The 23,157-nt window shown below is 69.6% G+C and carries 23 protein-coding genes, 2 tRNA genes and 1 pseudogene; 14 read left to right on the top strand and 12 right to left on the bottom strand.

All coding sequences use genetic code 11. From position 1 onward, the window contains the following. The first annotated feature begins 38 nt into the window (after nucleotides 1-38). Entirely contained in the window at nucleotides 39-5,501 is a 5,463-nt protein-coding gene (locus tag HF999_RS16565) for an ATP-binding protein (protein WP_168546949.1), read from the top strand. Between the two features lie 230 nt (nucleotides 5,502-5,731). Here HF999_RS16565 and HF999_RS16560 read toward each other — a convergent pair whose 3' ends face one another. The 3 genes and pseudogenes from HF999_RS16560 to HF999_RS16550 form a co-directional block, all read right to left on the bottom strand. Beyond that, the gene (locus HF999_RS16560) at nucleotides 5,732-6,877 is read right to left on the bottom strand and encodes an acyl-CoA dehydrogenase family protein (RefSeq protein WP_168546948.1); all 1,146 of its coding nucleotides are present in this window, start codon (nucleotides 6,875-6,877) and stop codon (nucleotides 5,732-5,734) included. An 11-nt stretch (nucleotides 6,878-6,888) separates the two neighbouring features. Further along, nucleotides 6,889-7,361 (bottom strand): annotated as a pseudogene (gene bcp, locus HF999_RS16555) (thioredoxin-dependent thiol peroxidase). A 41-nt stretch (nucleotides 7,362-7,402) separates the two neighbouring features. Beyond that, nucleotides 7,403-8,266 carry a LysR family transcriptional regulator gene (locus HF999_RS16550; RefSeq protein ID WP_168546947.1) on the bottom strand — a complete coding sequence of 288 codons (864 nt, stop codon included), beginning with the start codon at nucleotides 8,264-8,266 and terminating at the stop codon, nucleotides 7,403-7,405. 124 nt (nucleotides 8,267-8,390) lie between these two features. On the opposite strand from HF999_RS16550, the gene HF999_RS16545 reads away from it, so the two are divergent. Beyond that, nucleotides 8,391-9,707, top strand: coding sequence for an NAD(P)/FAD-dependent oxidoreductase (locus tag HF999_RS16545; RefSeq protein WP_168546946.1), 1,317 nt, complete (start codon nucleotides 8,391-8,393; stop codon nucleotides 9,705-9,707). Here HF999_RS16545 and HF999_RS16540 read toward each other — a convergent pair. Beyond that, nucleotides 9,648-10,868, bottom strand: a complete 1,221-nt coding sequence (locus HF999_RS16540; protein ID WP_168546945.1) for a L,D-transpeptidase — start codon at nucleotides 10,866-10,868, stop codon at nucleotides 9,648-9,650. The genes HF999_RS16545 and HF999_RS16540 overlap by 60 nt on opposite strands. Nucleotides 10,869-10,964: 96 nt before the next feature. On the opposite strand from HF999_RS16540, the gene HF999_RS16535 reads away from it, so the two are divergent. Then, entirely contained in the window at nucleotides 10,965-11,195 is a 231-nt protein-coding gene (locus HF999_RS16535) for a glycine zipper domain-containing protein (protein ID WP_168546929.1), read from the top strand. 224 nt (nucleotides 11,196-11,419) lie between these two features. Next, nucleotides 11,420-12,898 carry a serine/threonine protein kinase gene (locus tag HF999_RS16530; RefSeq protein WP_312854172.1) on the top strand — a complete coding sequence of 493 codons (1,479 nt, stop codon included), beginning with the start codon at nucleotides 11,420-11,422 and terminating at the stop codon, nucleotides 12,896-12,898. A 203-nt stretch (nucleotides 12,899-13,101) separates the two neighbouring features. On the opposite strand, the gene HF999_RS16525 is transcribed toward HF999_RS16530, so the two are convergent. Next, nucleotides 13,102-13,177, bottom strand: a tRNA-Lys gene (locus HF999_RS16525). A gap of 175 nt (nucleotides 13,178-13,352) precedes the next feature. Here HF999_RS16525 and HF999_RS16520 point away from each other — a divergent pair. Both HF999_RS16520 and HF999_RS16515 read left to right on the top strand, forming a co-directional pair. Then, nucleotides 13,353-13,895: a PH domain-containing protein gene (locus tag HF999_RS16520; RefSeq protein ID WP_168546944.1), complete on the top strand. Its 543-nt coding sequence runs from the start codon at nucleotides 13,353-13,355 to the stop codon at nucleotides 13,893-13,895. Further along, entirely contained in the window at nucleotides 13,882-15,411 is a 1,530-nt protein-coding gene (locus tag HF999_RS16515; protein WP_168546943.1) for a PH domain-containing protein, read from the top strand. The genes HF999_RS16520 and HF999_RS16515 overlap by 14 nt, the downstream gene beginning before the upstream one ends. On the opposite strand, the gene HF999_RS16510 is transcribed toward HF999_RS16515, so the two are convergent. After that, nucleotides 15,398-15,877: a nitroreductase/quinone reductase family protein gene (locus HF999_RS16510; protein ID WP_168546942.1), complete on the bottom strand. Its 480-nt coding sequence runs from the start codon at nucleotides 15,875-15,877 to the stop codon at nucleotides 15,398-15,400. The two genes, HF999_RS16515 and HF999_RS16510, sit on opposite strands and share 14 nt — an antisense overlap. 48 nt (nucleotides 15,878-15,925) lie before the next feature. Continuing rightward, nucleotides 15,926-16,561, bottom strand: a complete 636-nt coding sequence (locus HF999_RS16505) for a S1 family peptidase (protein ID WP_168546941.1) — start codon at nucleotides 16,559-16,561, stop codon at nucleotides 15,926-15,928. Here HF999_RS16505 and HF999_RS16500 point away from each other — a divergent pair. Next, nucleotides 16,542-16,829 carry a hypothetical protein gene (locus HF999_RS16500; RefSeq protein WP_168546940.1) on the top strand — a complete coding sequence of 96 codons (288 nt, stop codon included), beginning with the start codon at nucleotides 16,542-16,544 and terminating at the stop codon, nucleotides 16,827-16,829. The two genes, HF999_RS16505 and HF999_RS16500, sit on opposite strands and share 20 nt — an antisense overlap. 219 nt (nucleotides 16,830-17,048) lie before the next feature. Here HF999_RS16500 and HF999_RS16495 read toward each other — a convergent pair whose 3' ends face one another. The 5 genes from HF999_RS16495 to HF999_RS16475 all read right to left on the bottom strand — a co-directional run bounded on the left by HF999_RS16495 (nucleotide 17,049) and on the right by HF999_RS16475 (nucleotide 20,174). Then, the gene (locus HF999_RS16495; protein WP_168546939.1) at nucleotides 17,049-17,348 is read right to left on the bottom strand and encodes a hypothetical protein; all 300 of its coding nucleotides are present in this window, start codon (nucleotides 17,346-17,348) and stop codon (nucleotides 17,049-17,051) included. A 213-nt stretch (nucleotides 17,349-17,561) separates the two neighbouring features. Next, nucleotides 17,562-17,637 (bottom strand) — tRNA-His (locus tag HF999_RS16490). A 101-nt stretch (nucleotides 17,638-17,738) separates the two neighbouring features. Continuing rightward, on the bottom strand, nucleotides 17,739-18,335 hold the full coding sequence (gene orn / locus HF999_RS16485) for an oligoribonuclease (protein ID WP_168546938.1): 597 nt from the start codon (nucleotides 18,333-18,335) through the stop codon (nucleotides 17,739-17,741). Nucleotides 18,336-18,391: 56 nt separating this feature from the next. After that, nucleotides 18,392-19,543 carry a tyrosine-type recombinase/integrase gene (locus HF999_RS16480; protein ID WP_210733889.1) on the bottom strand — a complete coding sequence of 384 codons (1,152 nt, stop codon included), beginning with the start codon at nucleotides 19,541-19,543 and terminating at the stop codon, nucleotides 18,392-18,394. Further along, nucleotides 19,530-20,174, bottom strand: coding sequence for a helix-turn-helix domain-containing protein (locus HF999_RS16475; protein ID WP_168546937.1), 645 nt, complete (start codon nucleotides 20,172-20,174; stop codon nucleotides 19,530-19,532). Before HF999_RS16475 ends, HF999_RS16480 begins: the two co-directional genes overlap by 14 nt. Before the next feature lie 24 nt (nucleotides 20,175-20,198). Between HF999_RS16475 and HF999_RS16470 the strand changes: the two genes are divergently transcribed. The 7 genes from HF999_RS16470 to HF999_RS16440 all read left to right on the top strand — a co-directional run bounded on the left by HF999_RS16470 (nucleotide 20,199) and on the right by HF999_RS16440 (nucleotide 22,801). Continuing rightward, entirely contained in the window at nucleotides 20,199-20,396 is a 198-nt protein-coding gene (locus HF999_RS16470; protein WP_168546936.1) for a helix-turn-helix transcriptional regulator, read from the top strand. Nucleotides 20,397-20,560: 164 nt separating this feature from the next. Continuing rightward, the gene (locus tag HF999_RS16465; protein ID WP_168546935.1) at nucleotides 20,561-20,860 is read left to right on the top strand and encodes a hypothetical protein; all 300 of its coding nucleotides are present in this window, start codon (nucleotides 20,561-20,563) and stop codon (nucleotides 20,858-20,860) included. Further along, complete coding sequence (locus HF999_RS16460) at nucleotides 20,857-21,201, top strand: hypothetical protein (protein WP_168546934.1); 345 nt, start codon at nucleotides 20,857-20,859, stop codon at nucleotides 21,199-21,201. The genes HF999_RS16465 and HF999_RS16460 overlap by 4 nt, the downstream gene beginning before the upstream one ends. After that, entirely contained in the window at nucleotides 21,198-21,506 is a 309-nt protein-coding gene (locus HF999_RS16455) for a hypothetical protein (protein ID WP_168546933.1), read from the top strand. The genes HF999_RS16460 and HF999_RS16455 overlap by 4 nt, the downstream gene beginning before the upstream one ends. A gap of 29 nt (nucleotides 21,507-21,535) precedes the next feature. After that, on the top strand, nucleotides 21,536-22,144 hold the full coding sequence (locus HF999_RS16450) for a hypothetical protein (RefSeq protein WP_168546932.1): 609 nt from the start codon (nucleotides 21,536-21,538) through the stop codon (nucleotides 22,142-22,144). 148 nt (nucleotides 22,145-22,292) lie between these two features. Next, on the top strand, nucleotides 22,293-22,646 hold the full coding sequence (locus HF999_RS16445) for a hypothetical protein (RefSeq protein WP_168546931.1): 354 nt from the start codon (nucleotides 22,293-22,295) through the stop codon (nucleotides 22,644-22,646). Then, entirely contained in the window at nucleotides 22,643-22,801 is a 159-nt protein-coding gene (locus tag HF999_RS16440) for a hypothetical protein (protein ID WP_168546930.1), read from the top strand. The genes HF999_RS16445 and HF999_RS16440 overlap by 4 nt, the downstream gene beginning before the upstream one ends. The last annotated feature ends 356 nt before the right edge of the window (nucleotides 22,802-23,157 follow it).

Here is a 23,157-nt window from a genome sequence, read left to right as displayed (position 1 = left end):
CGCGTCACGCACCAGTTGAACCGAAAGGGAACAAGCGAGTGTTCAGCCGAATCGCCATCGTGAACCGAGGTGAGGCCGCGATGCGCCTCATCCACGCGGTCCGCGACCTGGCCGCCGAGACCGGGCAGCAGATCGAGACCGTCGCCCTCTACACCGACGTCGATCGCACCGCGACCTTCGTCCGCGAGGCCGACATCGCGTACGACCTGGGCCCCGCAGCGGCACGCCCGTACCTGAACTACGAGCTGCTCGGCAAGGCCCTGCAGGAGACCGGCGCCGACGCGGCGTGGGTCGGCTGGGGCTTCGTCGCCGAGGATCCCGTCTTCGCGGAGAAGTGCGCCGAGGTGGGCGTCGTCTTCGTCGGGCCGAGCCCCGAGGCGATGCGCCAGCTGGGCGACAAGATCGGTGCGAAGCTCATCGCGGAGGAGGTCGGCGTCCCCGTCGCGCCGTGGAGCCGCGGCCCCGTCGAGACGCTCGAGGAGGCCAAGGCCAAGGCGAAGGACATCGGCTACCCGCTCATGCTCAAGGCCACCGCCGGTGGCGGCGGTCGCGGCATCCGCATGGTCGCCTCCGACGCGGACCTCGAGGACGCCTACGTGCGCACCCGCGACGAGGCGGAGCGCGCCTTCGGCAGCGGCGTGGTGTTCCTGGAGCGCCTGGTCACCGGCGCTCGGCACGTCGAGGTCCAGGTGATCTCCGACGGCGAGACCGCGTGGGCCCTCGGCGTCCGTGACTGTTCGGTGCAGCGCCGCAACCAGAAGGTCATCGAGGAGTCCGCCTCGCCGGTGCTCGGCCCCGAGCAGGTGCAGCGGCTCAAGGAGTCCGCCGAGCGGCTCGCGATCAAGGTCGGCTACCGCGGCGCCGCCACCGTCGAATTCCTGTACCACCCGGGCGATGATCTGCTCGCCTTCCTCGAGGTGAACACCCGCCTGCAGGTGGAACACCCGATCACCGAGGTCACCAACGACTTCGACCTGGTCCGTGCGCAGCTGCACGTCGCCTCGGGCGGCAAGCTCGACGGTGCGCGTCCGGTCGAGCGGGGGCACGCCATCGAGGCGCGCCTGAACGCCGAGGACCCGGACCGCGACTTCGCGCCCGCCCCCGGCCGCATCGCGCTGCTCGACCTGCCGGCCGGCCCGGGCATCCGGATCGACACCGGCGTCTCGCAGGGCGACACCATCCCCGCCGACTTCGACTCGATGATCGCCAAGGTCATCGCCTACGGCAGCGACCGCGACCAGGCCCTGGGCCGGCTGCGCCGCGCCATGAACGAGACCCGCGTCATCATCGAGGGCGGCGCCACCAACAAGAGCTTCGTGCTGGACCTGCTGGGCCAGCCCGAGGTGATCGACGGCAGCGCCGACACCGGCTGGATCGACCGGGTGCGGGGCGAGGGGCGCCTGGTGGCGGACCGGCACACGTCCGTCGCGCTGGCCTCCGCCGCGATCGATGCCTACGAGGACGAGGAGCGCACCGAGCTCACCCGCCTCCTGACCACCGCGTCGGGCGGCCGTCCGCAGGTGCAGCACGAGAGCGGCACCCCCCTCGACTTCAAGCTGCGCGGCGCGAGCTACCGCGTCCGGGTGGCGCGGATCGGCGCGCACACCTTCCGCCTCGTCATCGACACCGGCGCGGAGACCCGCACCGCCGACGTCGAGCTCGAGCGGTTCGACTCGCACACCGGGCAGGCCGTCGTCAACGGCGTCCGCTACCGGCTCACCACCGGCACCCACGGCCCGGTCCACGTGGTCGACGTGGACGGGGTCACCCACCGCGTCAGCCGCGACGAGGGCGGCGTGGTCCGCTCGCCCGCGCCGGCCCTCGTGGTCGCCGTGCCGCTGGCCGTGGGCGACGAGGTCGAGGCCGGTGCCCCGCTCCTCGTGCTCGAATCCATGAAGATGGAGACGGTGCTCCGTGCGCCGTTCTCGGCGCGGCTCAAGGAGTCCTCGGTCACCGTCGGCAGCCAGGTCGAGGCCGGCGCGCCGCTGCTGCGTCTCGAGCCCCTCGGCGACGGTGCCGAGGAGGACGCCGCTTCCGCGGCGGGCCCGATCGACCTGCCGGAGGAGCCCGCGAAGGTCGGCGCCGTCGAGCGCGCGGCCGACGGGCGCGAGGCCCTGCGCAACCAGCTGTTGGGCTACGACGTCGATCCCGCCGACGAGAGCCGCCTGCTCGACGCGTACCTCGTGGACCGCGTGGCCGCGGAGCTCGAGGGCGCCGCTCCGGCGCCGGAGGAGCTGGCCCTGGCCGGGGTCTTCGCAGACTTGGCCGAGCTGGGCCTGCGCCGCTCGGTGGCCGGCGACGACGAGGTGCACAGCCCGCGTGAGCACTTCCACACGTACCTGCGCAGCCTCGATGCGGACCGCGCCGGCCTGCCCGATTCGTACCGCGCGAAGCTGGCGGCCGCGCTCGCCCATTACGGCGTCACCGAGCTGGACCGCACGCCGGAGCTCGAGTCCGCGGTGTTCCGGATCTTCCTGGCGCAGCAGCGCCCGAAGGTCGGCGTCCGCGTGATCACCGCGTTGCTGCGCAAGTGGCTGCGCGAGCCGGCACCGTCGACCGAGCAGGGCGACGACGCGCGCGCCGTGCTCGAGCGGCTGATCGACGCGACTCAGTCGCGTTACCCGGTCATCGCCGACCTGGCGCGCGGCGTGGTGTTCGCGTGGTTCGGCCAGCCGCTGCTGCTGGGCAACCGCGAGGGCGTCTACTCGGCCGTGCGCGCCCATCTGACGCACCTCGACCAGAACCCCACGGCCGCCGATCGTTCCGAGCGGATCGCGGAGATGGTGCGTAGCACCGAGCCTCTGGTCCTGCTGCTGGGCGAGCGCCTGGCGGGGGACCACCCGACGGGCAACGGCGTCATGCTCGAGGTCCTGACCCGCCGCTACTACGGCAACAAGGGCCTGACGGAGGTCCGCACGCAGGACGCGGCCGGTACGGAGTGGGTCGTCGCCGAGCGCGACGGTGCCCTGCTCGCCTCCGCCGCGGTCTCCTTCGACGGGCTCAGCGACGCCGTCGCCGGTCTGGCGACGGTGGCCGGCGGCGCCGCGTCCGTGGACGCGGACATCTACCTGAGTTGGGAGCAGCAGCCCGACGACCAGGACGAGATGGTGGCCGCGTTCGACAGCGTGCTGTCGGCGCATCCGCTGCCGGCGCAGGTGCGTCGCGTGACGGTCACCGTCGCGGGCAGCGGCGGCGCGGTCATGCACCACCACTTCACCTTCCGCGCGGCCACCAACGGGGTCACCGAGGACCGCCTGATCCGTGGCCTGCACCCGTACATCGCGCAGCGCATGCAGCTCGAGCGGCTGCGCCGCTTCGATCTGACCCGCCTGACCTCGTCGGACGACGAGGAGGTGTACCTGTATCGCGCCGTCGCCAAGGACAATCCGGCCGACGATCGCCTGGTCGCCTTCGCGCAGGTCCGCGATCTGGCCGCGGTGCGCGACGACAAGGGCCGCCTGCTGGCCCTGCCGACGGCCGAGATCGCGCTCGCCACGTGCGTGGACTCGATCCGCCGGGCCCAGGCCGGGCGGCCCAGCGCCAAGCGGCTGCCCACCAACCGGATCGTCATGTACATCTGGCCGCCGGTGGATCTCAGCGATGCCGAGCTCGAGGCGCTGGCCGGGCACATCGAGTCGACCTCGGAGGGCGCGGGCCTGGAGGAGGTGCTGCTCATCGGCCGCCGGCGCGACGAGTCCACCGGCGATCTGGTCAAGACCGAGGTGCGGGTGTCGTTCAGCCCCACGGGCCGTGCCGACCTGCACATCGGCGCCCCCGTCGAGGATGTCGCGGACGTCGTGGAGCCGATCGACGGCTACCGGCAGAAGGTGCTGCGCGCCGCGAGCCGCAACACCGCGTACCCGTACGAGCTCACCTCCGTGCTGGGCGACTTCGTCGAGTACGAGCTGGCCGAGGGTGACATCGCCGACGTGCTGGTCCAGACCGACCGGCCGAAGGGCCGCAACACGGCGGGCATCGTCGTGGGTGTGATCTCGACGCCCACCGATCTGCACCCCGAGGGCGTCAAGCGCGTTCTGCTGCTGGGCGATCCGACGAAGTCGCTGGGCGCGCTCGCCGAGGCGGAGTGCCGCCGGATCAGCGCGGCGATCGACCTCGCGCACCGGATGGAGCTGCCCGTCGAGTGGTACGCCCTGTCGGCCGGTGCGCGCATCTCCATGGACTCGGGCACCGAGAACATGGACTGGGTGGCCGCGTCGCTCAAGAAGATCGTCGAGTTCACCCAGCAGGGCGGCGAGATCAACATCGTCTCCGCCGGCATCAACGTGGGCGCGCAGCCGTACTGGAACGCCGAGGCCACGATGCTCATGCACACCAAGGGCGTGCTGATCATGACGCCGGAGTCGGCCATGGTGCTCACCGGCAAGCAGTCGCTGGACTTCTCCGGCGGCGTCTCGGCCGAGGACAACTTCGGCATCGGCGGCTACGACCGGATCATGGGTCCGAACGGCCAGGCGCAGTACTGGGCCGCCGATCTGATGGGCGCGCACAAGATCCTGATGGAGCACTACGCGCACACCTACATCGCCCCCGGCGAGCAGGCCCCGCGCCGCGCTTCCACGACGGATCTGGCGGAGCGCGACATCACGGTGTTCCCGCATGTGCTGGCGGACAGTGATTTCACGACCGTCGGCGACATCTTCTCCGCGGAGAAGAACCCGGATCGCAAGAAGCCCTTCGACATCCGCACCGTGATGCGGGCGCTGTCGGACCAGGATCACGAGGTGCTCGAGCGGTGGGCCGGCATGGCCGACGCCGAGACGGCCGTGGTGCAGGACGTGCACATCGGCGGCATCCCGGTCTGCCTGCTGGGCATCGAGTCGAAGTCCGTACCGCGCCTGGGCTTCCCGGCCACGGACGGCCCGGACACGTACACGGCCGGCACGCTGTTCCCGCAGTCGTCGAAGAAGGCGGCCCGCGCGATCAACGGCGCCAGCGACAACCGTCCGCTGGTGGTGCTCGCGAACCTGTCGGGCTTCGACGGTTCGCCCGAGTCGCTGCGCAAGCTGCAGCTGGAGTACGGCGCGGAGATCGGCCGGGCGATCGTCAACTTCTCCGGCCCGATCGTGTTCTGCGTGATCTCGCGCTACCACGGCGGCGCGTTCGTGGTCTTCAGCAAGCAGCTGAACCCGAACATGACGGTGCTGGCCATCGAGGGCTCGTTCGCCTCGGTGCTCGGCGGCGCCCCCGCCGCGGCTGTGGTGTTCTCCGGTGAGGTCAACGCCCGCACGGCCGGCGACGACCGCGTCACCGAGCTCGAGGCCCAGGTCAGCGAGGCCACGGGCACCGAGCGCGCCGCGCTGCTCGCCGAGCTCGACGAGGTGCGGGGTTCCGTCCGCGCCGAGAAGCTGGGCGAGGTCGCGTCCGAGTTCGACGGGGTGCACAGCATCCGCCGCGCCGTCGAGGTCGGGTCCGTCGACGAGATCATCGCCGCCGCCGACCTGCGTCCGAAGATCATCTCGGTGATCGAGGCCGCGCAGTAGGTCTCACGCACGAAGGGCACCGTCGGGATTCCCGACGGTGCCCTTCGGCGTTCCAGCGGACGTGGAAGTGCGGATGCGCGGAGAGTCCTGGTAGCCGCCGAGGTTCGTCGTGACCGCGAGGGTTCGGCGCGCATGGCACTCTCGGATTCTGTCCGCTGTGGACACGCTGTCCGATCCGGACAGAATTCGAGAGTCGTGCGCCGGAACCCTATGGCAACCGTCGAAGCGACCTACAGCGCGAGGTCGCGCCCGATGATCTCCTTCATGATCTCGGAGGAGCCGGCCCAGATGCGGGTGACACGGGCGTCCATCCACGCGCGGGCGGCGCGGTACTCGCGCATGTAGCCGTACCCGCCGTGCAACTGCACGCAGGAGTCCAGCACCTTGTTCTGGATCTCGGCGGAGATGTACTTGACCTTCGCCGCGTCCACGGCGGTGAGCGTGCCAGCGGCGTGCGCCACGACCGCCTGGTCCACGTAGGCCTGCGCCATCTCGATCTGGGTCACCAGGTCGGCGAGCAGGAACTTGTTGTGCTGAAACGAGCCGATCGAGGCACCGAAGGCCTTGCGCTCGCGCGCGTACTCGATGGTCTCGGCCAGGATCTGCTTGGCGTGTGCCACGTTGCCCACCGCGGAGCCGATGCGCTCCTGCGGCAGCTTCTCCATCATGTGGTAGAAACCGCGGTCGACCTCGCCGATCAGGGCGCTCGCGGGCACCCGCAGGTCGGAGTAAAAGAGCTCCGCGGTGTCGGCCTCGGGCTGTCCCACCTTGTCGAGCTTGCGGCCGCGCTCGAAGCCGGGAAGCGAGCAGTCCACGGCGAACAGCGAGATGCCGCGCGCCTTGGCGTCGGGGTTCGTCTTCGCGGCGATCACCGCGACATCACAGGTGTACCCGTTGGTGATGAAGGTCTTGGAGCCGTTGAGGATCCAGTCGTCACCGCTGCGCACGGCGGTCGACTTGATGGCCGCGAGGTCGGAGCCGGCGGAGGGCTCGGTCATGCCGATGGCGGCCACCGCCTCGCCCGCTGCGATGGCGGGCAGCCACTGCTGCTTCGCCTCGTCGGTGCCCAGGCGCACGATGTACGGCGTGGTGATGTCGAAGTCGATGCCCACCGAGCTGGCGAAGGCCATCGACACGGCCGCGAGTTCCTCCTGCGCGATGGCGTTGAACCGGTAGTCGCCCGCCTCGCCGCCGCCGTACGACTCCGGGATCTCCAGGCCCAGAACGCCCTGCTCGCCGAGGCCGCGCCACACGTCCCGGGCGATCAGCTTGTCGTCGATGTACTGCTCGGCGTGCGGCAGCACCTGCTTGTGCAGGTAGTCGCGCACGGCGGAGCCGAACTGCAGGTGGTCGTCGGTGTAGACGGTGCGTTCCAAGGCTGGTCCTCTCAGAGTTTCAGGTCGCGGCGCAACTTGGCGACGTGGCCGGTGGCGCGCACGTTGTACTGCGCCACCTCGATGTTCCCCTCCGCGTCGATGACGAACGTCGACCTGATCACGCCCGTCACGGTCTTGCCGTACATCATCTTCTCACCGAAGGCCCCGTACTCGGTAAGCACGTGCTTATCCGGGTCCGAGAGGAGCGGGAAGGTGAGGGCATCGCGCTCGACGAACTTCTTGAGCTTCTCCGGCTTGTCCGGGGAGATGCCAGCACCGCGAGGCCGGCCTCGCTGAAGTCGGCCAGGTTGTCGCGGAAGTCGCAGGCCTGCTTGGTGCAGCCCGGCGTCATCGCGGCGGGGTAGAAGTACAGCACCACCCGCCGGCCGCGGTAGTCCGCGAGGGAGACGGGCGTGCCGTCCTGGTCGGGCAGGGTGAACGACGGTGCCGGATCACCCGGCTGCAGGCGCGCGGAAGTAGTCATGCCGTAACCGTATCGGTCACGGCGGCGGCGCACCGTCGGGCCTAGCGGAGGTACCCGTTCGACAGGCCCACCAGCAGCTCGGCGACCAGCGGGTTGGGCGTCGCGTCGGTGCGCAGCACCGCGGAGACGGGCAGCGTGAACCCGGGCGCCGGGCGGCTCGCGATGCCGGGCTGGCGCGGGTCCTCGTAGAGGAGCGTCCAGCCCTCGGGGTGGTTGACCAGCTCGAAGGCGACGGGGTGGCCGTCGCGGATCTCCGGCCCGAGCCGGACCTCGAGACCCTCGGCCGCGAATACCTTCGCGACGAGGCGGTGCAGCAGCACCTGCCGGTCCGCGGGTGGGAGCAGCAGGGGGTAGCCCGCGAGCTCGGGGGGCGACGGTGCGCGGCCGAGTGCGGCCAGGGGGTGCCGCGTGGAGAAGGCGACGACGGGGTTGTCCACCCACAGCGGCTCGAGGTACAGGCCCGGCTCGTCCAACCGCCCGCGGATCAGGGCGAGGTCCGCCTCGCCCGACCTGACCGCGGCGATGCGCTGCGCGAAGGGTTTGAGGAGGAAGTCGATCTCCGCGCCGGGGTGCCGCTCCCGCACCGCCGCGGTCGCGGCGAGCGCCGAGTGGGCGAAGGACATGTTCGCGGCGAGCCGGATCCGGTCCGGACGGGGGCGCACCGCGTCGACGGCCTCGTCGCGCAGCCGGAGCAGCTCGCGGGCGCGGGAGAGCAGCGCGTCGCCGGCGGCGGTGAGGGTGACCCGGCGCCCGGCGCGTTCGAACAGCTCCGCGCCGAGCTCCTTCTCCAGCGTGGCGATCTGATGGCTCACCGCCGACTGCGAGACGAAGCACTGCTTGGCCGCGCGGGAGAAGCCGCCGTGATCCGCGACGGCGACGAGGTACTCGAGCTGACGGAACTCCATACCCCCATTCTATGAACAGAACAGATCGATGCGATCGCCAAGGAGGCGATCTACCAGGTTGAAGCGGCAGATCACATGCACCAGCCTGGTAATAGACAACGACGTCGTGAAGGAGGAGAAGATCATGCGCAGCACTCATGTCGTGGTGATCGGCTCGGGATTCGGTGGCCTCGCCGCCGCGAAGCAGCTCGCCAAGTCGGACATCGAGACGACCCTGATCTCGGCGAACGGCACCCACCTCTTCCAGCCGCTGCTGTACCAGGTGGCCACCGGCGTCACCACGGGTGCGCGCATCGCGCCGCCCATTGCGGACGTGCTCCGCGGTCGGCGCACCGTCGAGGCGATCACCGGGTACGTCACCGAGGTCGACGCCGAGCGCAAGGTGGTCACCTACGCTACCGCGGACGGCATCGAGCAGATCGGCTACACCTACCTCATCGTCGCCGCCGGCGCCGCGCAGGCGTACTTCGGTCACGACGAGTGGGAGAGCCGCACCTTCGCCCTCAAGACCCTGGAGGACGCCGAGAACCTCCGCGAACGCATGCGCGCCGCGTTCGCCGCACCCGCCGAGAGCCCGGCCCGCACCTTCGTGGTGGTGGGCGCCGGCGCCACCGGCGTCGAGGTCGCGGGCCAGGTCGCCGAGCTCGCCCGCCGTTTCCACGACGACGCGCAGGTCCGCATCCACCTGGTCGAGGGCGCCGACGAGGTGCTGCCCGTCTACGGCGGCACCCTCTCGGGCTTCACCCGGGCCGCGCTGGAGAAGGCCGGCGTGCAGGTGCACACCGGTACGTTCGTGACCGCGATCGAGGGCGAGACCGTCACCGTCAAGGACAAGACCGGGGCCGAGCGCGAGATCGAGGCCGGCACCGTCGTCTGGTCGGCCGGCGTCAAGGCCACCCCGCTCGCGGGCGTGATCGCCGAGGCCACGGGTTGCGAGACCGACCGCGCGGGCCGGCTGCTCATCAACCGGGACCTCACGGTCGGCGGCCGCGCGGATGTCTTCGCCCTCGGCGACATGACCAGCCTGAACGGCCTGCCCGGGCAGAGCCCCGTCGCGATGCAGCAGGGCCGGCACGCCGCCGACGTGATCCGCGGAAAGACGGGCCCCGGCACGCACTTCCGCTACCTGGACAAGGGCAGCATGGCGATGATCGACACCCCGCACGCCGTGCTCCAGCCGCCGATGGGCCTGCCGGGCATGACCGGCGTCCTCGCGTGGGCCGGCTGGCTGGCCGTGCACCTGTACTACTTGGCGGGCATGGGCAACCGCGTCGCGGTTCTCGTCGACTGGCTGCGGGCCTTCGTCGGCACGGCCCGTCCGGGCTTCGACGGTGCGCCGACGGTCACCGTCGAACCCGTTCCCGCGGACGCCGCCGAGGCGCTACCCGGTCTTCGCGTTGCCGGCGCGCCAGACCTCCCACGGGACGTTCCAGTCGCCTAGTCCGTCGTTACCCTCCAGGGTTGTGGCGATGGTGTCGCTGACCTTGACGATGTCGCCCCGGCGCGTGTTCTGCAGGAACCAGAGCGCGTTCTCGGGGCTCACGTTGAGGCAGCCGTGACTGGCGTTGCTCACGCCCTGCTGGCTGATCGACCACGGCGCGCTGTGCACGTAGATGCCGCTGTAGGACATCTGGGTCGCGTAGTCCACGAGGGTGCGATATCCGTTGGCGGAGTTGACCGGAACGCCGTAGGTGGACGAGTCCATGATCATCTGATCGCGGTGGTCGCCGATCATGTAGATCCCGTTGGGGGTGGCGTTGTTGGGCTCGCCCATCGAGGTGGGCATCGTCTTGACCACCTTGCCGCCCTTGCTGATCCGGATGATCTTGTCCTTGTCGAAGACGGTCGCGATTGTCTCCTCGCCGATGGTGAACTTCGTCGACGCGTCCTTCTGGCCGAAAGTGCCGTTGCCGAGGTCCACGCCGTAGATCTTCACGTCCACGCTGACCTTGGTGCCGGGCTTGAAGTAGTTCTGCGGGCGCCAGCGCACCTCGGTCGGGCTGATCCAGTAGAACGCGCCCTCGACCGGCGGCTCGGTGACGACGGTGATGGCGCGCTGCGCGGCGACCCGGTCCTTGATCGCCTCGTCGAACTTCACGCCGACCGTCTGCCCGACGCCCACCACGGGCTCGCCGACGGTGCTGAAGTAGGCCTGGGTCTGGTTGTTCGGCGACTGGGTGCTGAAGGTCGCGTTGGCCACGTTCACGCCGCCGATGCCGTTGGCCTCCGCGCGCAGCTTGTACTGCTTGTTGTAGCCGAGCACCTCGGAGTTGCTCCACGAGCGGCCGTCCTCGCTGAGCTTGCCGGCCACCTCCTTGCCGTCCGGGTTGGTCATCACGACCTTGGTGAGGGTGCCGCCGCTGGCCGTGACCTTGACCGGAAGCCCGGGCTGCACGTCGACCGCGCCGTTCCTGGCGCTCGAGGTGATCTGCGGGCGCAGTAGGTCGAAGAAGGGCGTCGAGTCGGTGATCTTCTGACTCGCGTCCGGCAGCGACATCGCGTCGTTCGCCGAGGTCGTGCAGCTCGCGACGAGGGCGGCGGTGACGGCCGTTGCGGCCACCACCGTCAGGGCGCGACGGGACACGACGGGGCGGATGCGCATGCTTCTTCACTCCAGGAGGATGTCGACGGGGTCGGCACGACCGATTGCTCCTGATTCTACCGGTGTCCGCGCGGGTCGGGGCGGTACGGTGCGGGTGTGAGCGACGACGGTGACCGACGCGGGTCCGGCGCCCGGCCGAAGGGGCCGTGGAGCGACAAGGGCTACAACAAACTGGCCCTGGGAATCGCGCTCGGCGTGGTTCTGGGGGCGGTGATCGGCACCGCGATGGGCAACATCGGCGTGGGCATCCCGGTCGGCCTGGCTCTGGGTATCGCCCTCGCCGGGGCGTTCGGCTACCGGTCCGGCCGGGACGACGGTGACGACTGACTCGCTCGAGGCGTTCGGGGTGGGTGAGAGCCTGGGGAGAACGCTGCAGGGACAGGTGAGGTGGTTGCTCCCCAGGCTCGATCGAAGAATAACTTACGGTAGCTAATAACTGAAGGGTCGGATCGTTCGCCGGGGGAAGCCGCTCCTCATTTCCTAGTTGAAACACCGTCTCACCTGGGAGCCCTCAGTGCCACCTTTGGCCGGGCGCCTGCCAGAATCGGACGGTGAGCATCACTGAGATCGCCGGGTACCGCGTCGTCCGTCAGCTGGGTGCTGGCGGGATGGGGCAGGTTTTCCTGGTCGAACACCCGCGCCTGCCGCGCCAGGACGCGTTGAAGCTGCTCGACGCGGGCGTCTCGCGTAACGACGACTTCAAGACGCGGTTCCAGCGTGAGGCTGATCTGCTAGCACAGCTGTCTCACCCGAACATCGTCACGCTCCACGACCGGGGTGAGTTCGACAACCGATTGTGGATCACGATGGAGTACGTCGATGGGACGGATGCTGCCGAACTGATCAAGGCCGGCGGTGCGCTGGATCCGACCCTCGCGCTGGAGCTAATCACTGGGGCCGGTGCGGCGCTGGACTATGCGTGGCGCAAGCAGCGGATCACGCACCGGGATGTGAAGCCCGCCAACATCCTGCTCGGTGTCGACGGCGGCGACCTCGAGGCAGTGAAGCTCGCCGACTTCGGGATCGCCAAGGCCGCGGGGGAGGCGACATCCCTGACGTCGACGGGGATCACGGTCGGGACGATGCAGTACATCTCGCCCGAGGCGATCGAGGGGGAGGACCTCGACAACCGAGCGGACGTGTATTCGCTGGGGTGCACCGCTTTCCACCTGTTGACGGGTCAGTCGCCGTACAGCGGTAAGTCGATCACTGGGCTGATGAACGCGCACCTGACGCAGCAGCCGCCGACGATGAGTGAGGTCGCGCCGCAGCTGCCGACCGAACTCGATGCGGTGTTCGCGAAGGTGCTCGCGAAGGCGCCTGGCGACCGGTACCAGAGCTGCGCCGAGTTCGGCGATGCGCTGCGGGACGCGCTGGGGGATCAGCTCGGCGACTCGCGTGCAATCGTGGTGCCGGCGGTGCCGAAGCGGGAGATCGCACCGGACGCGGTGACGGAACTCCGAGCTACTGAGCCGGACTCGGATGCCACGCACCTGCGTGCTGCATCAGTCGAGTCGGTCAGCAAGTCGCGGACGGTGCCGATCCTCGCCGCGATCGTGGTTGTGCTGGCGGTCGCGGCGACAGTGCTCGGCGTCTATGTGAGCAGGTCGGGCGGCGATGAGGCGCCGGCCGCGGTGACGAGCTCCACGTCCGTGGTGGCGGCGCCGACTGTGACGGTGAGCGTGACGCAGTCGACGATCGCAACGACCACGGCACCCGTGGTGACAACGGAGCCGATCACGACGACGCCGTTGCGGGTGGTGCCCACAACTGCTCCTGCTCCAGCCGTCCCGTCGGAAGTCGCGGGGGCGACATGCAGCCCGGGGATTCAGCAAGACTCCGCGGACGGAACGATGTACTGCAGCGGCCTGGACGGCGTGTGGATCAGCAAGACCGCCAGCCGTCGAACGCCCGTGAGAATCGGTACGGCTTGCTCGAACCCGGGTGCTCAAGCGCCTGCATTGGGGACGAACGGCGAAGGTACTGCGATTTGCAAGATCGGCCCGACCGGCGCCTACATCTGGGAATAGCGCCGGTGGACACGCGGCCGTTCGCGCCACCACCCGATACCCGCCGAACCCTGATCGCTACGTACGGCGTGCCCGAACCTCGCTGACTTCAACGACATAGCGGCCCATAACCCGACATAGCGGTGGGCTCGGTGGGTATCGGGTGGAGTAGGTACGGAAAAGGCCCCGGAGCGAAGTCGCTCCCGGGCCTCTACCTGCACCTATGGTGCGCCATCAGGGACTCGAACCCCGAACCCGCTGATTAAGAGTCAGCTGCTCTGCCAATTGAGCTAATGGCGCGTACTTGCTCGCCTCGTGCTCTCGCTCGCTGCGTGCTGAAGTACTCTAGCAAGACGGAACGGGAAACATGAAATCGGCTGTTCAGGTGGTGTTTCTGCGCTTGTCGCCGAGCTCGCGCGCCTGGCCCACCGCGTGGGCGCTGGCACCGCGCCGGACCCTCTGCTTAGCTGGGCGCATGGCCGTCCCCGGAATCCCCGTCGACCCTGGAGCGTCCGGTGCCACCGGCACTGCCGAGGTGCTCAGACCACCGGCCCATCAGGTCTCGCCCCGCGCGAAGACGTGGTGGACGGTGCGCGCCGCGATCCGCTGGGGCGTCGTGATTCCCGTGGTCACAGTGGTTCTCGCCGTCATCCCCGCCGTGCCGTGGTTCGTCGCCGTCCTGGCCTTCCTGGTGCTCGCGGTCGGCGCGGCGGCGCACCTGATCGTCATGCCGCGGTTCCGGTACGCATTCCACCGCTGGGAGATCAACCCGGTCGCGGTGTACTCGCAGGCGGGTTGGCTCACCCGCACGCGGGTACTGATCCCCGTCTCACGCGTGCAGGTGATCGACACCGTCGCCGGACCGTTGGAGCGCGCCTTCGGCCTCTCGACGGTGACGGTGACCACGGCCTCGTCTGCGGGCACCGTGCGGATCTCGGGCCTGCCGACGGAGACCGCGCAGTCCATCGCGGCGAGCCTGACCGTGAGCGCGGCGGAGGACGCTGATGACGCGACCTGACGAGACCGAGTGGAACCGGCTGTCGCCGTGGGGGATCGGGACCCGGGTGATCAAGTCCATCCCGTCGCTCATTCCGGCGCTGATCGGCGTCTTCTTCCTGGGGCGCGCCGTGGGACCGGTGTTCTTCGTCATCGCCGGTGTGGCGATCAGCGTGCTGGTCGGCCTCCTGCCGTGGCTCACCACCCGCTGGCGCGTCACCGAGGACCAGCTCGAACTACGGCACGGACTGGTGCGCAGGATCTCTGCCACGGCACGCCGTGACCGGATCCGCAGCGTGGACGTGACCGCCGGGCCGATCGAGCGCGCCCTGTCGCTGCGCAAGGTCGTCGTCGGCACCGGCGTGGGCGGCAAGGAGTCCGCGCTCGTACTCGACCCGATCCCGGCCGCGCTCGCGGAGCAACTGGGCCGGGACCTGCTGCGGCGCACGGCGGCTCCGGCGGCACCGTCGAACCCGGACCTGCACGCCGAGGGCGACAACGCGCCCGTCACGATCCCCGAGCCGCCCGAAGAGGAGCTCGCGCGGCTGCGCCCGGGCTGGATCCGCTTCGCCCCCTTCTCGCTCACCGGGTTCGCCGTGGTGGCGGCCGGCGCGGGCATCGGGTTCCGCATCGTCGACGAGGCGGGGCTGCGCGAGCGCGGCTCGGAGCTCGCGGAGTCGTGGTTCGCCAGGATCCTCGATCTCGGTGCGGCCGTGATCATTCCGGGCGCGATCGTGCTGATCGTCGTGCTTTCGGTGCTCGTGTCGGTCGTCGCCTACGTGCTCGCGTTCTGGGGCTTCCGCCTGGTCCGCCGCGCCGACGGTGCGCTGCACACGACCCGGGGGCTCATCTCCACCGTGGCGGCCACGATCGAGCGCAAGCGCGTCCGGGGTGTCCAGCTGCACGAACCGGTGCTGATGCGGATCCCCGGCGGGGCGAAGCTGCGCGCCGTCGCGACGGGCACCGACCGCAACCCGACGCTGCTCCCGCCCGCGCCGCGCGCGGAGGCGGTGCACGTCGCCGACGCCATCCTGGGCCGGCGCGGCGCGGTGGAGACGCCGCTCGTCGCGCACGGTCCGATGGCCCTGCGCCGCAGGTACACCCGAGCCTTCCTGGCATCGGTCATTCCCGTTGCGGCGCTGATCGCCGTCGCCGTCGTCGTGCCGGGGACGTGGATCTGGAAGATACTGCCGCTGGTGGGCGTCGTCGTGGTCCTGGGGCTGGCGGTGCTCTGCGCGCGCGTGCGCTACGCGAACCTGGGCAGCGTCACCGACGAGCGGCTCGTCATCGTCGGGGCGGGCACCGTGGCGCGCACCCGGACCGCCCTCGAGTTCGACGGCGTGATCGGTTTCGTCACCACCGAGACCTTCTTCCAGCGCCGGGCGCGCGTCGCGACACTGACGGTGGCGACGGCCGCGGGCGCGTTCGGCGCCGTCGACGTGACACCCTCCCGGGCCGCGGCCACGGCGCGCACCGTCGAACCCGAGATCGTGACGCCCTTCCTGACCGGCAGTGGGACCGCGGTCAGCGGGGCGTGAGCCGGAACAGCTTGATGGTGCGGCCGCCGGCCCAATCGATGTAGTCGTCGTAGGCGGGCCACACCGCGACGATGCTGGGCCACAGTCGGTTCCGGTCCGACTCGGTGACCCGCTGAGCCCGCACCGCCGTGCGGCGGGTACCCAGGAGGACCTCCGCGTCGGGGTTCGCCTCGAGGTTGTAGGACCACGCCGGGTGGTTCTTCTGGCCGAAGTTGGACGCGATCACCACGTAGTCGTCGCCGTCGCGCACGTACAGCAGGGGCACCGAGCGGGCCAGTCCGCTGCGTTTGCCCACGGTGGTGAGAGTGAGCTGGGGGAGCAGCGCCTCGGGGATGAGGTGCACCGCGCCGCCGCTGATCCGGGTGACGGCCTTGTCCAGCGGCACGGTGGCGCGCACCATGCGGGACACCGCCTTGTGCTTGCCGAGCTGCAGGAACCGGGTCTTGAGATCGTCCAGGATCGCCATGGCGGCAGTGTAATGACATCCGAGCCCCGCCGCGCGGGGATCAGCGTGTCAGCGCGTCGCGAGCTGGGCGCCGCCCGCGGCGCGGAGCACCGCGTTCAGCGAGTAGTACTGCGTGAGCCGCTGCATCACCTGCCCCGAGTCGCGGTCGGTGAGCGTGACCGCGTCGGTGATGATCCCGATCGCCGCGTTGTCGGACGTGCGCACCAACGGCCCGCCGCTGTCGCCCTGCGTGGTGACGATGTCCGAGACGATCCAGTCGTTCATGACCTTGGTGACCTTGCCGCACCGTCGACCGTTCACGGAGCCCAGCTGGCACACCGGATCACCGACCCGGGCGGTGCCCACGGACCGCGGCGCCAGGCCGGGCGCGGACGCCAGCAGCTTCACCTGCGGATCGGTCAGGCGGAAGGTGGCCCAGTCCGGACCGAACGGGTCGACGGGGGAGTAGTGCCCCGGACGGTTCGGATCCTCCTTGACCTCCGGGGCGTTCGACTGCACGACCTCGCCGACGATCCACTTCTTCACGCCGACCGGCTGCTGCGGCGCACCGCAGTGCCCCGCCGTGACGCCGAGGCGTTCGCCGTTCGGTGCGGTGACCGCGAAACCCATGGTGCACTGCAGGGATTCGAAGCGGCCGCCACCGAGCGAGCGCTGCAGGATGTCGATGCGATCGCCCGGCGCCACCGACTTCGGGGCGGGGGTCTGCGTCGGTGCGGCGCTCGGGGTCGACGGTGCGCTCGTCCTCGGCGCGGACGGGACGCCAGGCTTCGGCGTCGCGGGCGCGCTCGGCTTCGGCGAGGAGGGAACGGACGGGGAGGGGGCCGACGGTGCCGCGGTCGCGGAGGCGGGGATCAGCAGTGCTCCCGATACCAGAACGGTGACCACCCCGATCGTTCCGCGTCGCAGTGCCGCACTGGTGCGCGTCCCGTCGGCCAAGGTCGAACCCTCCTAGGGTCTCGGTCTCCAGTCGTGAATCGGCGCGCATCGAAGGCGCCGCAGAAATCGTCGCCGAGCTTACCATTCCGCACGAGCGAGATGAGTGTGCCGAACTGGGCTTTCGTCACTGGCAACACGATGCAAGAACGGCCAGCTCCGGTTCTCGGCGGAGACCCACGTGTTGCCGGAGGCGCCCGGGCTCACCCGTGGGTGGGCACGGGTGAGCCCCGCTCGGCTATTTCACGTCGGGGATGAAGACGCAGGACATGTTCGCGTCGTTCGCGTAGCAGCGGACCTTCCCGCCCTTCTCGGCGTGCTCGCCGAGAATCGCCGGGTCCGAGGTGGCTTTCGGCGGCTGCTGCCACGGGTGCCAGGCGAGCAGGCCGCTGATCAGCACCGCGATCGTGATGATGATGTGCCCGAGCGTCACCTGCCGGGGCTTCGGTGCGGCCGCGGCGCGCGCCTGCGCGGGCATCGGAGCGGCGTCGGGCGTCGGCGTGGTGTCATCATGGTTAGTCGAGTCTTGCGAAGTCACACGGCAAGTAGATCATCCCCGGCCACCGCTAGGCTCGACTGATGCCCACTCTTGCGAGGATCCGCGCCCTGCCCGGCACGGTGCAGTTGCTTCTCGCCCTTCCGGCGGCGCGGCGATGGGTGCCACCGCAGCGTCGGCCGCCGCGACCGCGACGGACGAGACGACGAAGGCCGGTCGACCAGCATTGCTGCTGATCAACCGGCCTTCACCGATTGGGGTGGATGACGGGACTCGAACCCGCGACAGCCAGAATCACAATCTGGTGCTCTACCAACTGAACTACACCCACCAGGTGCCTGGGATCGCCAGGCTCGAAGAACTTTACCCGACGGCTCCGGTGGAAGCTAATCGGTATGGCTTCCATGCCGGCGGGCCGTCCGACCTGCGGGATCAGGCCGGGCCCAGCTCCGTGACCACCGCGGAGATCTCGTCGGTCGACGGTCCCGGCGCGGGAACGAAGGCCGTTCCGCGGTAGTACTTGAGCTCCCGGATCGACTCGCGGATGTCTGCCAGCGCGCGGTGCGCGAGCCCCTTGTCGGGCTGGCCGAAGTAGATCCGGGGGTACCAGCGCCGGCAGAGCTCCTTGATCGAGCTGACGTCCACCATGCGGTAGTGGAGGAACCCGTCGAGCTCGGGCATCTCCTGAGCGATGAACCTGCGGTCGGTGGCGATCGAATTGCCCGCGAGCGGGACGGCGCCGGCCTCGATGTGCTCACGGAGGTACGCCAGCACGGCCTCCTCGGCTTCGCGCACGGTCACCGTCGACCTGCGGACCTCCTCGGTCAGGCCGGACTTGGCGTGCATGTCCTGCACGACGGGCGGCATCGCCGCGAGGGCGTCGTCGTCCACGTGGATCACCAGGTCCACGCCCTCACCCAGGATGTTCAGGTCCCCGTCGGTCACCAGCGCGGCGATTTCGATGAGGCGGTCGGAGGTCAGATCGAGGCCGGTCATCTCACAATCGACCCATACGAGTTTGTCGTCCACGCGGTTCAGCGTATCCAAGCTAGTGTGTGATCTTGGTAAAACCGCAGGTAATCGGCCTACGTATGCTCGCCAGTCCGCAGGCAGTCCGCAGGAGACTCGAGCGCGGCCCGTGCGAGCGACCCCGCTGCAGCCCTCGTCCGGTCCTCCGCAGAGGGCCACAGGTGCGCGTACGTCGAAAGCGTCGTCGTCGCCGTAGCGTGCCCCATGGCGCGCTGTACGGTCACCACGTCGCAGCCCTCAGCGATCAACCCCGACGCATAGAAGTGCCGCAGTGACTTAACCTGCATGTCGAGCCCAGCAGCGCCGAGAGTCTGCCGCCACCGGTACGCCACCTTCGAGTAGATCCACGGCACCCCGTCGGCGTGGAACAGCCATCCGTCGCCCGCGGGTGGGTGGGTGGCGATGTGAGCGGAGAGCTCTGCGAGGAGTTCATCGGCCGCGAACACCACGCGCTCGGACCCCCATTTCGGTGTCGCGGGCCGGCCGGAAGATCCGTCGCGCTGAATCTGTCGCTCGACGTTGATCCGTCGCCGCAGGAAGTCCACCGCACCCACCTGCAACCCCTGTGCCTCACCGGGGCGCAGGCCGGCGAAAGCGCAGAGCGCGACGAACGCCCGAAACCCCTCCGGTGCGGCCCTCAGGAGCGCGCCCACCTCGTCGCTGCTCGGTATCACCATGGCCGCCTCGCGACGCCGGGTGCGAGGGAGTGTGACCCCCGCCGTGGGATCGGCCGCTATGTGCTTGTCGGCGACCGCGGCCCGGAACACCGATCGGACGATCACGACCCGCGTCTTGATCGTGGTCGGTGCCAGGTGCTCGCTCATCGCCTTGATCCACGCCTCGATGTGCGAGCGGCGGATCTCGCTGAGGGCGGTCCCGCGGAAGGGCACTCCGGCCGCCGTCTCGTTCGCATTCTGCCGCGTCGACGGTGCCCACACCTGCCGTTCGGACCAGTCCGCGTAGAACGCTCCGAACGTCACGGCTCCCCGCTCCGGAGAGATCCAGGCCCCGGTGACGAGCGCCGCAGTCTGTTCGTCGACCCACTTCTTCGCGTCGACCCTGCGTGGGAACACCTTGGTGTGCTCGCGGCCCTCGTCGTCGACGTAGCGGCCCATCCACCGCAGGCCCTTGCCGTGACGCGCGCTCGGTTGGCCGTCGACCCGGGTCCACCGGTCCTCGACCCCGGACCGCCGATTACGTGTCGTCATCGTCGCCCCGGCCCTGTGCCTCCGCGGCCAGGCGGAGCTGCAGCGCGATCGCTGCCCGCTCCTGTTCCCAGTACGCAACGGTCTCCGCCGCCGACCGGAGCGTTCGTTTCGCGTTCTCGATCGACTCTTCGTAACCGAGCATCTGCTCCTGCATGGACTCTCGACTCCACCCGGCACCGTCCGGGACAGCGCTGTAGAACACCGCTAGCGGGTTTGCGTCGAAGATGTGCGCCAAGGCTGCCGCCTCAGCGACGCGGAGCGGCCTATTTCCGGACTCGATCTTCGCCACCGTGGTCTGGTGCATGTCGAAACCGAGCTCTGTCATCCGACTGGCCAGTTCGTCCTGCGACCAGCCACGACCGCGACGCCACTGCTTCACCTTGGCACCGAACGCAGCCTCGGTGGCTGTGAACGCCTTGTAGGCCTCGATCGCGAGTTGCGCTTCTGCCAGCCCAGCGGCTGCTCTCAGTTCTTCGTCCTCGACTGCACGGGCCTGCTGCATCGCCTCGGCCCACTCGGCGTGATCCGTCATGGCGACAGCGTATGCCCCAGGCGCATCGTTTCCAAGCGTTGCCAGTTGCGGCAAGCGCGAGCGTGATCTAGATTCATTCTCGGAACGCTTGAAGATCAAGCGTCACAAGGATGGAGGTCCGACGTGGAGGACGAACTCTGGCAGGCCAAGGACTGCCAGCGAGAGACGGGGATTCCGGAAGGGACGTGGCGGTACTACGCCCACGTCGGTACTGGGCCCGCGAGCTTCAAGCTCGGCAAGCGGCGCGTGTGGCGCAAGAGCGTCGTGCTCGCGTGGATCGCGGAGGCAGAGGCCGCCTCGAACCCTTCGGGGGCCGCGTGAACCGCCCGCAGGAACACCACTGCGACCTCGGTGAGGACTACGGCGCGCCCGTCACCGAGTACAGCCGGCCGCGCCGCACCCCCGACAGCACGAAGGGCCCGGATCACCAGCTTGCCGGCAACGGATCCGAGCCCAACGACCAGAACTCACAGAAGGAACCAGTCATGACCAGTGTAAACGAACCCGCCCAGGCCCGCCCCCTCGACGCGGTACTCGACGACTTCGGCGTCACCGACCCGGCCCAGCGCGCCGAGATCGCCGGCCTGTTCACCCCCGCCTCGCCCGTCGACTGCATCGACGGCAGCGTGTACGCGATCACCGTCAATGCCACCTGGAAGACGGTCACCGCGACGGTCGCCGGACCCGACCCGGACAAGCCGATGCACATCCTGTTCGACGTCGGGGATCTGCACGCCCTCGCGGATGCTCTCGCAGACATCGAGTCGCAGGAGGCAGGCCAGTGAGCACGACACCGTTCAACAGCTCGATCACCCCGCAGGTGCTTGCCTCCTACCAGCAGGCAACCGAAGAACTGACCCGAACCCTGGCGCGATCGGGCGACGTACTGAATGAGGCAATCCGCCACATGCAGCAGACTGCGGACCAGGCCCCGGCGGACGACGACCTCGACGACCTGCTCAGGCACTACGTCCGCAAGACCAACATCAACAGCGGCACGCCGGCACCTGCGCTCTGTGGCGTGATCAAGACGTGGCGGAAGGGTGCCGCGGGCGGGGCGCTTGAGTGCGTCCCGGGGATCATCTGCCCCGACTGCAACAGCGTCTACGAACGGTTCCGGCCATGACCGGGCCCGCGGCCGCAGTAGCCGCATCCACCACCGTCTTGACGCTCAAACACCATGAGCGGATCCGCAAGGCGATCAACAAGGTCATCGCCGACGGCCGGCCGTTCGACGCCGACGCGATCCACACCCAGCTCCCGAAGGCCACCCGCGAATGGCTGGACCAGCATCCGCAGGTCCTCGGTGGGTACGTGCAGGGCGTGGTGCACGACGGCCGCATTCGGTTCGTCGGCTGGACCGACTCACGCCGGCGCCCCGGCCGCCCTCAGCGCGTCTGGGACTGCCCCAGGAGGTCGAACGAGAAGTGACCGACGCACGACTACCTGAACGCTGGCTCATGGACGTTCGCTTCGCCCGCGCGTCCGACGAGGCGTTCCGCTCGTACTGCCTCGCGCTCATGTGGTCGGTGTCCAACCGCACGGACGGGGTGCTGCTGCCCGACGACCTGAACCTGATCCCTGGGTTCCGGCGCGGCACCCCGTCCGAGTTGGTGGCCGCTGGCTTGTGGACCCCGCAGTCGCAGGGCTGGCTCATCACCGACTACGAGAACACCCAGACGACGCGCGCCCAGCTCGAGGCAGCCGACCGGGCGCGCGTGCACGAACGGGAGAAGAAGCGTCGGCAGCGTGAGGCCAAGCGCCAAGCGGAAGCTGCGGACCTTCCCACCAGCACCGATCCTGTTGTCCCGGGGGACATCCCCAGGGACGTCCCGACCGACAACACAGGACAGGACAGGACAGGACAGGCATTTACTAAGGCGACCAGTTCTGAGCGTTCGCTTGCGTCGGTGCCCGACCCCGAACCTGGTGTCAGTACTACCGACACCAGCCTCCCCGCTGAGGGCTCCATCTGCCCCGTCTGCCATTGGCCCGTGTACCCGGGCAACGCCGGCGATCACACCGGCGGCTGCCCCCGCACGATCAACCGGAGGCCGCCCGCCGCATGACCAACTACCCGCCGATCCCGACCGGCCCGCGCGTGCGCCCGCCCGTCGGATCCCTGTGCCCGTACTGCCTGTGGTCCGTGTACCCGGGCTGCGAGCGCGAGCACACCAACTGCCGAACGAACATCACTGCCCCGAGGAAGGGAACCCCATGAACGAGTTCGACCCCCACAATCCGCCCGCCGAGTTCTTCATCTCCGACGAGCAGGGCATGCCCATCGGCCGCGTGAACGTGGACCGCCTGCAGTCCGACGCCACGCTGCTGATGTACGACATGGCCGCGTCCGCTGGTGACGACGACGCCACCGACCGCGTGTCCGTCGAGTGGCTATCCCGCCACGACCCGGAGTACTTCGGGTACCTCGCCACCGCCGCCCTGTCGCTCACCGTCCGATGCATCCTCGGCCCGGTCCTCGAGGCGTGCGATGCCGCAGGGCTCCGGCTGCGCGCCGGCCTGCTCGACGCGCGGGACAACGCCCACCGCACCCTCGGTGCCGACGAGTGAAGCGCCTGCAGCTCGGCGGCGACGGTGGCACAGTCCGACGCCGCGGCGACCGCATCGAGATCCGACTCGGCCACGACCACTGGCTCATGAACGACCAGGAGGCACGCGCGCTGGCCGACCGCATCCACGACGCCATCGAGAAGGGCACACGATGACCGCACGCCCATGCATCGACTGCGGCGACGTCGTCCCCACCGGTATCCGCTGCCCCACCTGCCAGCCCCCGGAGGCCCCGGAGCGGACCCCCGCCGCCCGCGGATACGATGCCGCGTGGCGCAACCTGTCCCGCCGCGCCCGCCGCCTGCAGCCGTTCTGCACCGACTGCGGCGCGACCGACGACCTACAGGCCGACCACACCCCAGCCGCATGGGACCGCAAGGCCCGCGGACTCCCCATCCGCCTCCGCGACATAGACGTCGTCTGCGGCCCCTGCAACCGCGCCAGAGGTGCCGCCCGCCCCGGAACCCATCGGTCCGCTGAACGTCGCTCACAAGGCCAACCAGACGGCAAC

Origin of the sequence: Tsukamurella spumae (assembly GCF_012396015.1) — a bacterium.
Lineage (GTDB): Bacteria > Actinomycetota > Actinomycetes > Mycobacteriales > Mycobacteriaceae > Tsukamurella > Tsukamurella spumae.
This window is presented reverse-complemented; position numbering and strand designations above follow the sequence as displayed.

Bases quoted from the DNA above. Each gene is read 5' to 3' on its own strand.
- HF999_RS16550 (WP_168546947.1), bottom strand. From the start codon at position 8,266: ATGGAGTTCCGTCAGCTCGAGTACCTCGTCGCCGTCGCGGATCACGGC.
- HF999_RS16545 (WP_168546946.1), top strand. From the start codon at position 8,391: ATGCGCAGCACTCATGTCGTGGTGATCGGCTCGGGATTCGGTGGCCTC.
- HF999_RS16540 (WP_168546945.1), bottom strand. From the start codon at position 10,868: ATGCGCATCCGCCCCGTCGTGTCCCGTCGCGCCCTGACGGTGGTGGCC.
- HF999_RS16520 (WP_168546944.1), top strand. From the start codon at position 13,353: ATGGCCGTCCCCGGAATCCCCGTCGACCCTGGAGCGTCCGGTGCCACC.
- HF999_RS16515 (WP_168546943.1), top strand. From the start codon at position 13,882: ATGACGCGACCTGACGAGACCGAGTGGAACCGGCTGTCGCCGTGGGGG.
- HF999_RS16510 (WP_168546942.1), bottom strand. From the start codon at position 15,877: ATGGCGATCCTGGACGATCTCAAGACCCGGTTCCTGCAGCTCGGCAAG.
- HF999_RS16500 (WP_168546940.1), top strand. From the start codon at position 16,542: ATGCGATCGCCCGGCGCCACCGACTTCGGGGCGGGGGTCTGCGTCGGT.
- HF999_RS16480 (WP_210733889.1), bottom strand. From the start codon at position 19,543: ATGACGACACGTAATCGGCGGTCCGGGGTCGAGGACCGGTGGACCCGG.
- HF999_RS16465 (WP_168546935.1), top strand. From the start codon at position 20,561: ATGACCAGTGTAAACGAACCCGCCCAGGCCCGCCCCCTCGACGCGGTA.
- HF999_RS16455 (WP_168546933.1), top strand. From the start codon at position 21,198: ATGACCGGGCCCGCGGCCGCAGTAGCCGCATCCACCACCGTCTTGACG.
- HF999_RS16450 (WP_168546932.1), top strand. From the start codon at position 21,536: ATGGACGTTCGCTTCGCCCGCGCGTCCGACGAGGCGTTCCGCTCGTAC.
- HF999_RS16445 (WP_168546931.1), top strand. From the start codon at position 22,293: ATGAACGAGTTCGACCCCCACAATCCGCCCGCCGAGTTCTTCATCTCC.